General features: G+C 69.7%; 8 protein-coding genes. 2 read left to right on the top strand and 6 right to left on the bottom strand.

Going from position 1 to position 12,182, the window contains the following annotated elements:
- Position 1: 1 nt before the first annotated feature.
- Positions 2-490 carry a hypothetical protein gene (locus ABDC25_RS04800; RefSeq protein ID WP_347125090.1) on the bottom strand — a complete coding sequence of 163 codons (489 nt, stop codon included), beginning with the start codon at positions 488-490 and terminating at the stop codon, positions 2-4.
- Positions 491-562: 72 nt separating this feature from the next.
- On the opposite strand from ABDC25_RS04800, the gene ABDC25_RS04795 reads away from it, so the two are divergent.
- Positions 563-2,014, top strand: coding sequence for an NAD(P)/FAD-dependent oxidoreductase (locus ABDC25_RS04795; protein WP_347125088.1), 1,452 nt, complete (start codon positions 563-565; stop codon positions 2,012-2,014).
- A 46-nt stretch (positions 2,015-2,060) separates the two neighbouring features.
- Positions 2,061-3,104, top strand: a complete 1,044-nt coding sequence (locus tag ABDC25_RS04790) for an ATP-dependent DNA ligase (protein ID WP_347125086.1) — start codon at positions 2,061-2,063, stop codon at positions 3,102-3,104.
- Between the two features lie 10 nt (positions 3,105-3,114).
- Here ABDC25_RS04790 and ligD read toward each other — a convergent pair whose 3' ends face one another.
- The 5 genes from ligD to ABDC25_RS04765 form a co-directional block, all read right to left on the bottom strand.
- A complete protein-coding gene (gene ligD, locus ABDC25_RS04785; protein WP_347125084.1) occupies positions 3,115-4,188 on the bottom strand; it encodes a non-homologous end-joining DNA ligase in 1,074 nt (357 codons plus the stop codon).
- 88 nt (positions 4,189-4,276) lie between these two features.
- Positions 4,277-5,482 carry an SseB family protein gene (locus tag ABDC25_RS04780; protein WP_347125082.1) on the bottom strand — a complete coding sequence of 402 codons (1,206 nt, stop codon included), beginning with the start codon at positions 5,480-5,482 and terminating at the stop codon, positions 4,277-4,279.
- A 62-nt stretch (positions 5,483-5,544) separates the two neighbouring features.
- On the bottom strand, positions 5,545-8,019 hold the full coding sequence (locus ABDC25_RS04775) for a UvrD-helicase domain-containing protein (RefSeq protein WP_347125080.1): 2,475 nt from the start codon (positions 8,017-8,019) through the stop codon (positions 5,545-5,547).
- Between the two features lie 89 nt (positions 8,020-8,108).
- On the bottom strand, positions 8,109-8,720 hold the full coding sequence (locus ABDC25_RS04770; RefSeq protein ID WP_021198877.1) for a LysE family translocator: 612 nt from the start codon (positions 8,718-8,720) through the stop codon (positions 8,109-8,111).
- Between the two features lie 165 nt (positions 8,721-8,885).
- On the bottom strand, positions 8,886-12,002 hold the full coding sequence (locus tag ABDC25_RS04765) for a lamin tail domain-containing protein (protein ID WP_347125077.1): 3,117 nt from the start codon (positions 12,000-12,002) through the stop codon (positions 8,886-8,888).
- Positions 12,003-12,182: the final 180 nt, after the last annotated feature.

Here is a 12,182-nt window from a genome sequence, read left to right as displayed (position 1 = left end):
GTCAGTCGCAGCCGCAGCCGCCGGACGGCGTCTTCACCATGAAGCACACGTCGCACACGCCGTAGTCGCGATCCTCGACCGGCTTCGGAGCTTTGTCGGCCCGCGGGGCGGAGACGCGAGGAGTCGTCGTGCGCTTGGCCCCGCGCGGCGGGGCGAGCGGGATGAACTCGCTGGGGTGGCTCACGTAGAAGTACGGCGCCCGGCCTTCGCTCGGCTGCAGACGCAGCGGAGCGGAACCGACGACGAGGCGCTCGTCCTCGGTGAAGCCGTTCGTGTAGGTGCGCCCGATGTGCAGAGGGGCGCCCTCACCTCGACGGATCGCTTCGATGTAGCGACCGCGGTCGATGAACGAGCTGATCCCGATCTCTTCGACGATGGCGGTGATGAACGCGTGGTTGGACGGGTCGATGCGGTGGGCGCGCAACGCCTCCGGGAGCGAACGGTATGGACGGGAGGTGCCTGCGGGGGTCGGCCCCTGTACTTCTTTCATCCTTTCCAGGATCGCACGCTCCGAGGGGTACGTCCGACCGTTTTCGGTTCATATACGTGCCAAACTGACGTCATGGCCCAGGCGACGATCATCGGCTCCGGCCCGAACGGGCTCGCTGCCGCAGTGACGCTCGCGCGCGCCGGCTATCGGGTGCGAGTTCTGGAGGGCGCCGACACCATCGGCGGCGGGGTGCGCACACGCGAATCCACGCTTCCGGGGTTCCGGCACGACCTCTGCTCCGCCGTGCATCCGGCCGCCCTCTCCTCCCCGTTCTTCCAGGCGTTCGGCCTCGACCGGCGGATCGAGTGGATCCGTCCCGACGCCTCGTACGCGCATCCGCTCGATGACGGGCGCGCAGCGATCGCCTGGCGCGACATCGAGCGCACGGCGGCGGACCTCGGAGTCGACGGATCCGCCTGGACCTCGCGTCTGCGTCCGCTCAGCAGCCACATCGACGGCGTGGTCGACTTCACCGGCAACCAGCTGCTCCGCATCCCCCGCGATCCGTTGACCGCCGCGCGCTTCGCGATCCGGATGCTGGACCAGGGCACTCCCCTGGCGGCTCGCGCCTTCCGCACGGAGGAGGCGGCGGCGCTCATCTCCGGGGTGGTCGCGCACGCCAACTCGCCGCAGCCCTCCCTCGCGGGTGCGGCGGCCGGGCTGCTGCTGGCCGCGCTCGGACACGCAGGCGGCTGGCCGTACCCGCGCGGAGGTGCGCAGCGCATCGCCGACGCGATGGTCGCCGACATCGAGCAGCACGGCGGAACGATCGAGGCGGGCACCCCCGTCTCCGATCTCGGCGCCCTGGACTGGGGCGACCCGCAGCAGGACGACCTGCTGCTGCTCAACACCTCGCCGCGCCTCGCCCTCACGCATCCCGACGTGCCCGCCGGCTACGCACGGGCCCTCCGCTCGTACCGGTACGGGCCCGGAGCCGCGAAGGTCGACTTCGCCCTCGACGGCCCGATCCCGTGGACGAACGCCGACGTGGCAGCGGCGCCGACCGTGCATCTGGGCGGCACCCGTGCCGAGGTGTGGGCGAGTGAGAACGCCGTCGCCGCCGGACGCGTGGATGAGCGCCCGTACGTGCTCGCCGTGCAGCCATCGGTACTGGACGACTCACGCGCCCCCGCGGGGAAGGCCGTGCTCTGGGCGTACATCCACGTGCCCCCGGGCTCGGACCTCGACCCGACCGAGCTGATCACCGCCCAGGTCGAGCGCTTCGCTCCGGGCTTCCGCGACCTCGTCCTCGCGCACCACGCCGTCCCGGCGTCGTCGCGCGAGGCGATCAACCCCACGGAGATCGGTGGCGACATCTCCGGTGGCGTCTTCGACATGCGCCAGGCGCTCCGGCGCCCGGTTCTCTCCCCCTCCCCGTGGCGCACGCCGATGCGTGGCGTGTACCTGGCGTCCGCCTCGACACCCCCCGGCCCCTCCGTGAACGGGATGGCCGGTTGGCATGCCGCCCGCACGGCGCTGCGGGATGCCGGAGAACCCGCCACCTTGACCGACCTCTTCGGCTGATCGTCCTCCCCTTCCGCCGCGGATCATCGGCGGCCAGGATAGGAGCATGCGCTACGACATCCCCGCGCCGATGCTCGCCAAGGCGGCGCCGGCCGTCCCCGACCCCGCGAAGACGCCGGGCGGACTGCTGTACGAGCCGAAGTGGGACGGCTTCCGTGGACTCATCGCCTGGGACGGGGAGACGGTGGAGATCGGGTCACGAGGCGCCAGGCCGCTGACCCGCTACTTCCCCGAACTGGTCGACGTGATCCCCCAGCTGCTTCCGGAACCGTGCCTGCTCGACGGCGAGATCGTCGTCGCCACCGGGCCGGACGGCTCACAGCGCCTGGACTGGGAGGCCCTCAGCCAGCGCATCCACCCCGCCGCCTCACGCGTCGCGAAGCTCGCCGTCGAGACCCCAGCCATGTTCATCGCGTTCGATCTGCTCGCCGTCGGAATCGACGACCTGCTCGCACAGTCGTTCGAGACGAGGCGCGCACGCCTCGAGACCCTCATGGAGGGCGTCGGACACCCGCTGCACATCACCCGCACGACCCGCGATCGCGAGGCCGCGGTGCGCTGGCTCGCCGAGTTCGAAGGGGCAGGGCTCGACGGTGTCGTCGCGAAGCCGCTCGACCAGCCTTACGCGCCGGGAAAGCGCACTCTGTTCAAGATCAAGCACGCCCGCACCGCCGACGTCGTCGCGCTCGGCTATCGCATCCACAAGTCCGGATCGGGAGTGGGTTCCCTGCTGGTCGGGCTGTACGGCGACGACGGGGAGCTCCACCAGGTCGGCGGCGTGGCCGCGTGGAGCGATGCCCGTCGGCAGGAGCTCGTCGAAGAGCTCTCCCCGCTGGTCGAGCGCGACGAGTCGGGCGACGCCGTGACCGCCGAGGGCGAGCGGTCGCGATTCAGCGGATCGAAGGATGTGTCGTTCGTGCGGCTGCGCCCGGAGCGGGTGCTCGAGGTGCGATACGACCAACTCGAAGGCGCGCGGTTCCGCCACACCGTGCAGTTCGAACGCTGGCGCCCCGATCGCGACGCCCGCTCATGCACCTATGAGCAGCTGGACACCGTCGAGGGCTACGACCTCGCCGATGTCCTGAGCTGAGCGGGAGCCCTCACTCCTTCTCGGGCGGGGTGCCGTCCTCGTCCCAATTCGCTGCGACCTTCTTGCTCGGCTGCACGCGCGGCGGCTCACCCGGCATCTTCGGGAACTCCGGCGGGAAAGGCAGTTCGCCGAGACCGTTCTGCGTGTCACGCTCCCACCACTCCAGCAGCGTGTCGATGCGGCCAGGGTTGTGCGGCATTGACGCCCACGGGTCGCCGACCTCGCCCAGACGCTTCGGGATGCTGCGCACCGTGAACACCTTCGGATCGAGACCGTCGAGCTCGTCCCAGGCCACCGGCGTCGACACGGTCGCTCCGGGAAGCGCGCGAGGACTGTAGGCACCGGCCATCGTGCGGTCGCGGTTGGCCTGGTTGAAGTCGACGAAGATGCGCGCGCCCCGCTCCTCCTTCCACCAGTTCGTCGTGACCTGCTCCGGCATCCGTCGCTCCAGCTCACGCCCGGCGGCGATCACGGCGTGCCGCACCTCCAGGAACTCGTGGGTCGGTTCGATCGGCGCGAACACGTGCAATCCTCTGTTGCCGCTGGTCTTGGCGAACGCCTCCAGACCCGCCTCGCGCAGCACCTCCCGCAGGGTGTGCGCGGCCGTGACCGCATCTGCGAAGTCGGTACCGGGCTGCGGATCGAGGTCGATGCGCAGCTCGACGGGGTTGTCCGCGTCAGTGGCGAGCGACGCCCAGGGGTGGAAGACGATCGTGTTCATCTGCACGGCCCACACGATCGCGCTCGCACGGTTCAACACGATCTGCGGATGCTGGCGCCCGCTGTTGTACGTCACCGTCACCGCGTCGACGAAGTCCGGGGTACCTTTGGGCGGGTTCTTCGAGAAGAAGCCCTCGGCCCGCGCCCCGCCTGCGGGTCCGATGCCGTCACGGAACCGCTCGAGCGAGACCGGGCGGTTGCCGTTCGCCGCCAGGAACGGCACCGCGACGAGCTGCACATACTCGGCCAGCTCCGCCTTGGTGATGCCGAGGTCGGGCCAGACCACGCGGTTCGGGCTGGACAGCGCGACCTCGCGTTCTCCATCGGAGTCGGCGACGGTCAGGGTCACGCGTTCTGAGGCCATGCTCCGACCCTAGAGCGCCGCCCGGACAGACGGAACCCTGCCGACGCGGACAGTGCGCGGAGTCCGGATCGTCCGTGTCCGGGTCGGTTCAGTCGCCGAGGTCGACCGCGAGCACGAGGACCGGCGTGAGCGCAGCCCGCTCGACGACGATCGACGGACCGGCCGAGTCCACGATCACTCCGGCGATGTCGGCGTGGCTCGTGAGGACCTTCGCCAGCTGCTCCGGCGCGAACGGGAGCGGACGGTCACCGCGTCCGAGCGCGATGACCTCGAGCGGGTGCGAGAACAGCTGCAGGAACCGACGTCCGTCGGTCGTCTGCGCTTCGGCGATGCCGACGGGGCCACCGCCGGAGCCGTCGTTGACCGCGACCCACATCCGCGTGGTCGCAAGGGCTTCGCCGACCTTGACGACGGAATCCTGTTCCCGGGGAGCGGCGAGGATGCTCTTCACCGTCATGTCGACATCGGCCTGCTCGAGCGTCTTCTGCAGCAGCTCCGTCGGGAACACCACCCGATGCGGGGCCGACGCGTTGTCGACGATGAGGCCGGCGAAATCTCCGGACACGACCTGCTGCAGCACCGAGGTGACCGGCTGGGCGACCGCCGAGGTCGACGACGGGTCCGCTTCGAGCTGCACGGAATCACGTACCGCGCCGGCCGAGCTGAACGCCAGCATGTACTGGTTGTCTTCACTGTCGCGGACGACGGCGACGGAGAGCGCCTTCCCTTCGCTGATCTGGGCACGCGCATCGCCGTTCACGCGGATGTAGAGGTGTCCCTGAAGCGCCTGACGCATGACGCCGAGGAGCTGGTCGTTGGTCGCGCCCGCCTCGATCTCGCTGAGGGCCTCACGCAGGAGGACATTGTCCTTCATGCCGGCGACGGTCTCGGTCTGCTCCGGCGGCAGCACGGAGGCCAGAGGCAGGCGCCGCTCCTGGGGCGTCTCGGGCTGAACGGGCGGAGAGGGAGAAGCCTGCGGCGCGGCGGGCGCCGCAGAGGCGGACGAGGCGTCGGAGTTCGAAGTGCCGTCGGACGTCGGAAGGGAGACCTCGGGGCCCGCCTCGGCACCGACGCCCCGGAACGCCTGCACCGAGATCCCGATCGAGGGCGCTTCGACGGGCTGCTCGGCGGTCGGGCTCTCTGATGTCGTGTGCTCTCCGGCGACCGCGCCCGCACCGTTCTGCGTGGTGTCGTTCGGCGTGGTGTCGTTCGGCGCGCTATCGCTCGCGACAGCCTCGGCGGTGGGGGCGACGACATCGTCACCGGACTTCTTGCGGCGGGAGAAGAGGGCCATATGAGCCAGCCTAACCGGCAATCCGGTCGGTGTTTCGCCGAGGCGGAAACACCTGCGGTGGGCTAGATCTTCTCGATCGGCGCGACCTTGATGAGGAGCTTCTTCTGCCCCGCCGAGTCGAATCGCACGTGAGCGATGCGCTTGGCACCCTCGCCCGTCACCGCATCCACCCGCCCGTCGCCGAAGTCGACGTGACGGATGCGGTCGCCGGCGGCGAGCTCGAGATCACCGTTGTCGCGCATCTTGGCCGTGACCCGGTTGGGGAACTTGTCCATCGCCGTCGACAGCGGCTTCAGGGAGTCTCGACCCGGCAGCGACTTCACCGCGAAACGATCGCCCGAGCCCGAGCCGCCGAAGCCGCCCTGGCGACGCGCGTTCAGTGCGCGCGACTGCATCCCCCCGCGCGAGTTCACGTCGCCCGGAGACTGTCGCCAGTCGATCAGGCCCGCCGGGATCTCCTGCAGGAAGCGGCTGGGCATCGCCACCGTGACCTCGCCGAACTGCGCCCTCGTCATCGCGAGAGAGAGGTGCAGACGCTTGCGCGCACGCGTGATGCCCACGTAGAAGAGACGGCGTTCCTCCTGCGGTCCCCCGGGCTCGCCGGCCGAGATGCGGTGCGGGATGAGATCTTCCTCGACGCCCGTGACGAACACGGCGTCATACTCCAGGCCCTTCGCCGTGTGCATGGTCATGAGCGAGACCGAGCCCGACTCGTCGTCGAGGTCATCGGCATCGGAGACCAGAGCGACCTCGGTGAGGAAGTCGACGATCGTGCCCTCCGGGTTGTTGCGCGCGAAATCACGAGCCACCGCGACGAATTCGTCGAGGTTCTCCACGCGCGCCTCGTCCTGAGGGTCGCGGCTCGCACGCAGGGCGTCGAGGTATCCGCTCTTGCCCAGCAACAGGCTCAGGCCGTCGGCCACCGCGGTGGGGGGAGGCAGCTCGCCGCTCGCGGGGGTCAGGATGGCGGCGGCTTCGGCGAGCACCGCGTCGAGCTGCCCGATCGCCGTCTGGATCTTCGGCCCGACCCCGAGCTGACCCGGCATCGACAGTGCATCGCGGAAGCTGATCCCGTGCTCCTCGGCGAACCGTGCGATGGCCGTCTCCGTGACGTCGCCGATGCCGCGCCTGGGCTTGTTCAGGATGCGGCGCACCGACATCTCGTCGGCCGGGTTCGCGACGGCGACGAGGTAGGCGAGCGCGTCCTTGATCTCGGCGCGATCGTAGAACTTGGTGCCGCCCATGATCTTGTACGGCACCGCCGAGCGGATGAAGATCTCCTCCAGCGCACGGGACTGCGAGTTGGTGCGGTAGAACACCGCCATCTCGGAGTAGGGCATGCCGGCGCGGTGCAGGGCCTCGACCTCGTCAGCCACGAACTGCGCCTCGTCGTGCTGCGAGTAGCCGGTGAAACCGATGATGGGATCGCCGTCGCCCTTGTCGCTCCAGAGCTTCTTGTCCTTGCGATCGAAGTTGTTGCCGATCACCGCGTTCGCCGCCGACAGGATGTTCTGCGTCGAGCGGTAGTTCTGCTCGAGCAGCACGACGCGGGCGCCGGGGAAGTCACGCTCGAACTCGCTGATGTTGCGGATGTCCGCGCCGCGGAACGCGTAGATCGATTGATCGGAGTCGCCGACCACGGTGAGCGAGGCACCGGGTTCGCCGGCGTCTGCCGTGGGGGCGGGATCGGGCTCGAAGATCATCATGCCGTTGGAGGCATACGGATCCGGCGCGGCACCGGCAGCACCGGACACGGGGCGCGTGAGCTCGTGGATCAGCGAGTACTGCGCGTGGTTCGTGTCCTGGTACTCGTCGACCAGGATGTGACGGAAACGACGACGGTAGGTGTCGGCGACCTGCGGGAACGCTCGGAACAGATACACGGTCTGCCCGATGAGGTCATCGAAGTCGAAGGCGTTGGCCTTCTGCAGCTGCCGTTGGTAGTCGGCGAAGACCTCGACGAAGACGCGCTCGGCTGGGTCGCTCATGTTGGCCTGACGCGCATACGACTCGGCATCGGACAGCTCGTTCTTCAGCTTCGAGATGCGCGACTGCACGGACGCGGGTGTGAGCCCGTAGGCATCGGCCTCGTGCTCTTTGACCAGGCGCTTGAGGAGAGCCCGCGAATCGCCCGAATCGTAGATGGTGAACGACTTCGTGTACCCGAACTGCTCGGCCTCGCGACGCAGGATGCGCACGCACGCGGAGTGGAACGTGGAGATCCACATGCCACGGGCGGCATCGCCGATCAGCCCTTCGACACGCTCGCGCATCTCGCCCGCGGCCTTGTTGGTGAAGGTGATCGCGAGGATCTGGCTCGGCCATGCCTCTCGGGCCCGCAACAGCGAGGCGATGCGGCGGGTGAGCACGCTCGTCTTGCCCGATCCGGCGCCCGCGACGATGAGCAGCGCCGGGCCGCGGTAGGTGACGGCCTCGAGCTGCTGAGGGTTGAGGCCGGCGAGGAGATCGTCCTGCCCCGGGGCTCCCGACGAGCGAGGACCGGCGGAGGAGGGGACGATGAGAGGAGCTTCGGTCATGGCCCTATGAGTCTAGGCGTCGGCACCGACACCGCGGCACGGCCTCGCGCCGTCCGGAGGCCTGCTCACGACGCGGCGTCCCGAGCAGGCTACCGGGTCTCCAGCGCGAGACGTCCGGCCAGGAGCACGTACGTCGCGGCGAAGGAGCGGCGCAGCCACGTCATGACCCTCGGTCGCCCCAGCACCTGGGCGCGCATGGTGGCCGCGAAGACGCCGTACAGCGCGAAGACCACGAACGTGAGCGCCATGAACACCAGGCTGAGCCCGACCATCTGCCAGGTGCCGTTCGGCGTCTGGGCCGGGACGAACTGGGGCAGGAAGGCGAAGAAGAAGATCGTGAGCTTGGGATTGAGCACGTTGATGAGGACAGCGGTGCGGATCACTCGCCAGGACGACAGCGGGGCGACGCTCTCGTCGGCCTGGATCAACGACTTGTCCCTCATGGTCTGCCAGGCGAGGAACAGCAGATAGGCGATGCCGAGCCACTTGATGGTCTCGAACGCGATCGCGGAGGCGTTCAGGATCGCTGCGAGCCCCGTGATCGCGGCGATCATGTGCGGGATGACACCGAGGGTGCAGCCGAACGCGGCGATGACTCCGGCTCGGCGACCTCGCGAGATGCCCGCCGCTATCGAGTAGACGGCACCGGTCCCCGGCGTCGCGACGATCACCAGGGTGGTCAGCAGGAATGCGATGCTCATCGACGGCCCTCCGCGCGCGGTCCTTCCGCGCCTCCCCCATGTCTAGCGGTGCCGGTGCCCTGCGCGCATCCTCCGCTGCAGATGATTCACGCGGAGCGGCGGGCACGTGACCGTCCGGCCGCCGGAGGGGGCACACGAGCGCACGCGCGCGCCCCCTCCCATGGCTCATGCCGTGCGCTTGCGCCGCACGGCCACCGCACCGGCGGTGAGCAGCATCAGCGCCAGTGCGACGGCGGCGACGGGGAGTTCCGCACCGGTCGTCGCCAGCCCACCGACCCCTGCCCCGGCCTCTCCCCCGGCCCCGGCCCCGCTACCCGCCGCGACGCGGAGGTCCGCCCAACCGAGGAGCGCGCCGCTCGCGTCGAACACCGCGATCCTGTGCGCGCCGAGCGGAGCGTTCGCCGGGACGGTCACCGAGATGGTGCCCGCGTCCGTGAGCGTCCCCGACGCGATCCGCGTCGGGTCGGAGTACATCCACACCGACACGTCCGTTCCCGTGCCGCCGGCCCCGACCGTGATCGTGACCTTCTGCCCGCGGGTCGCGACCGACGGGTCCACCGTCAGACCGTGGCGATTGTCGTCGACGAGGCCGGTGCCCGGGAGCGGCGGGGTCTCGCCGCCGGGGGTGCCGTCGTCGACTCCCGGCAGCGTTCCCGTGCGCAGCGCCTCGGAGGCGAACCCGTCGGCGAACCACCACACCGGGCGCTGTCCGTCGACCGACAGCGAGGCCGGCGCGGTCGCGAAGCCCTCGTTGTTGATGTCGGGCATCCCGGCAGGGCGGGCGTAGTGCACGAGGCTCGGCTGCCCGGTGCCGTTCAGCGTGATCTCGGCGGAGCGGCCCTGGCAGCCGTCGTCGCACACGGCCCACAGGGTGTTACGCACGGTGTCGTAGTCGAGCGCCATGACTCCGGTGAGACCGGGAGCGATCTCCGACACGAGCGTCGCGGAGCCGTCGGCCCCGAGGGCGAATGCGTAGACGTGACCGTTGTCCTCGACCGCGACGAAGAACAGCCCGTCACCGTGACCGGCGTAGTCCTTCGGGTCGTACGCCGCACCCGTCCTGTCATCGAAGAGCTTTCCGGCGAGCGCGGCATCCGGCACCCACTGCACGGCCTCCATGCCGAGGTTCGCCCCGACGGCAGGAAGCAACGCGGTCAGATCCCATTCCTGCTGGGCGACGAGATCGCCGTCCGAGGCCTCGGGGTCGACCTTCAGCACCACGTTCTGGTTCACGCCCTTGGCGCTGTTGTCGCGTTCGGACGCCACGTAGACGAAGCCGTCTCCGTCGACCGTGATGCCTTCGGTGTCGGGGCCCGCGGCGCCCGGGTTCGCGGCGTCCTTCTGGAAGCGCACACGCTTGCCCGCATCCCAGCCGTCGACCTTCTCGACCGAGCCGTCGGCGTGCGCCTCGAGCTTCCAGATACGGCCTTGTCCGTTGTCGACCGCCCAGAGGAACGCGCCGTCGGCGGTCTCCTGCACGTCGAGCCCCGAGCTGTCCTCGAGGAACGTCGGGATGCTGTCCACCACGCGCACCTCGGCAGAGCCGGGCCACGGCGACACGGCGACCTCACCGGTGCACACGTTCGCGGTGCCCTTCGTGGGCGCTGCGGTGACGGCGAACGCGCCGCTCGTGTCGGGGCAACGCCCCCAGGTGGTGGCGGCGTGGCCCGCACCCCAGGTGGTCTCGTCCACGAGCAGGTCGCCGTCGAACACCCGCACCGCATCGCCAGCGCCGAGGCCGAAGCCGAGCTGCGCCCGCTCGATCACGAGGTACTCCCCCGCACCGATCGACGTACCGGCCGGGATCGCGTACGCGTGGGTGTCGTCGTCGTCCTTCACCACGATGCCCGACACATCGAGCGCCGTGCTCGTCGGGTTCACGAGCTCCACCCAGTCGTCGGGCGAGCCGCCGTCGGATTCGACCTCGTTGATGCGCACGGGGTTGCCGCAGGCGTTGCGCAGCCCCTTGGTCGAGACCGCGATGTCGACGAAGTCGCCGGTGGCATCAGCGCAACGCGCGAGGACCCCTGCGGCATGCGCGGCGTACACGTGCTCATCGACCGTGTTGCCGTTCGCGTCGCGGATCGACACGGTATCGCCGTTGCCGAGACCGAAGACGAAGTTCGTGGGCTGGTCGAAGACGAAGTAGCCTCCGGGCTGCAGGATCGTGCCTGCGGGCAACGGAGTGGTTTCACCGGCGTGGCCGACGGGGTCGCTGTCCATCACGGTCCAGCCGGAGAGGTCGACCGCCGTGCTGCCGGTGTTGACGACCTCGACCCAATCTGTGGTGTCGCCGTTCGACTCGATCTCGTTGATCACGACGTCGGGCATGACGCACGAGTTCGTGGCGCCCGGGGTCGGGTGCGCGAGCACGAAGGAGCCGACGCCGTCAGGGCAGCGCGCCAGGGTGGCCGCGGCGAAGTCGCCGTCGATCGCCGCGTGCCCCTGCCACGGGAGCGTGTCGTCGATCATCGCGCCCGAGGTGTCGTAGAGGCGGATGCGGTCGGCGCTGCCGATGCCGATCGGCTCGCGGAATGCGGCCTCGACGCCTCCGGAGACCCCGACCGTACCCTCTTCGACCACGAGGAACTGTCCCGCGCCGATCTGCGTTCCCGGGAGGAACTGCCAGCGGTGATCGTCCGAGTTGTCCCGGATCTCGTAGCCCGAGATGTCGAGCGCAGCGGTGCCGGGGTTGTAGAACTCCACCCAGTCGGCCGGCTGCGAGTCGACCTCGTTGATCACGATGGAACCGGCGACAGGAGCAACCTCGCAATCGTTCGCAGCGCCGGGCGTCACCTGCGTCGCCGGCGCCCAGGTACCCGTGCCGTCAGGGCAGCGCGCCCACACCGACAGCGGCGCGGTGTTCGCATAGGCATAGGAGTCGACCTCGGTGCCGTCCGGGTCGAAGAGCACGACCTCGTCGCCCTTGCCGAGCCCGAACGCGAAGTCGACGTCCTTCACCAGCACCAGGAACTCCCCCGGGGCGAGCGACGTGCCATCCGGGGCCGCGCCGAAGGTGTCGCGCTTCTCGTCCGCGATCTTCCACCCCGCGAGATCGACCACCTCGGTCCCGGCGTTGTAGATCTCGACCTGGTCGGCGAGGCCGGTCGCCGCGTCGTCGTAGACGATCTCGTTCAGGACGAGACTCGGAGCGGTCGACGTCGCCACGGACGGGCGGATGCCGGGGTCGGCGCCGATCGCGGCGATGGGAGTGGCGAGCAGGGCGGCGGCGCTCAAGGCGCACACCGCCGTGACCGCCGCTGCACGGTGCAGGCGGGGCATGGAGGACTCCTGGGTGGCTGGGCCGGCAGACCCCAGGGTGCAGGGCCGGACCGGAGGGGGGACTCAGTCGGGTACCCGCCCAGACCACCGACCCCACGTGGCCGCAGAGGATCCGCCGAGTGCACGGCAGATGAACGGAAGGTGGCCATCCGCTGCCCACGCCTTCGCCGTTCCCGGTTC

Origin of the sequence: Microbacterium sp. SY138, from assembly GCF_039729145.1 — a bacterium.
In the GTDB taxonomy this organism is placed as follows: Bacteria; Actinomycetota; Actinomycetes; order Actinomycetales; family Microbacteriaceae; genus Microbacterium; species Microbacterium maritypicum_A.
This window is presented reverse-complemented; position numbering and strand designations above follow the sequence as displayed.

What these genes read in the sequence shown, in the direction of transcription:
- ligD (WP_347125084.1), bottom strand. Translation starts at nt 4,188, where the DNA reads ATGGCCTCAGAACGCGTGACCCTGACCGTCGCCGACTCCGATGGAGAA.
- ABDC25_RS04765 (WP_347125077.1), bottom strand. Translation starts at nt 12,002, where the DNA reads ATGCCCCGCCTGCACCGTGCAGCGGCGGTCACGGCGGTGTGCGCCTTG.
- ABDC25_RS04800 (WP_347125090.1), bottom strand. Translation starts at nt 490, where the DNA reads ATGAAAGAAGTACAGGGGCCGACCCCCGCAGGCACCTCCCGTCCATAC.
- ABDC25_RS04790 (WP_347125086.1), top strand. Translation starts at nt 2,061, where the DNA reads ATGCGCTACGACATCCCCGCGCCGATGCTCGCCAAGGCGGCGCCGGCC.
- ABDC25_RS04770 (WP_021198877.1), bottom strand. Translation starts at nt 8,720, where the DNA reads ATGAGCATCGCATTCCTGCTGACCACCCTGGTGATCGTCGCGACGCCG.
- ABDC25_RS04795 (WP_347125088.1), top strand. Translation starts at nt 563, where the DNA reads ATGGCCCAGGCGACGATCATCGGCTCCGGCCCGAACGGGCTCGCTGCC.
- ABDC25_RS04775 (WP_347125080.1), bottom strand. Translation starts at nt 8,019, where the DNA reads ATGACCGAAGCTCCTCTCATCGTCCCCTCCTCCGCCGGTCCTCGCTCG.
- ABDC25_RS04780 (WP_347125082.1), bottom strand. Translation starts at nt 5,482, where the DNA reads ATGGCCCTCTTCTCCCGCCGCAAGAAGTCCGGTGACGATGTCGTCGCC.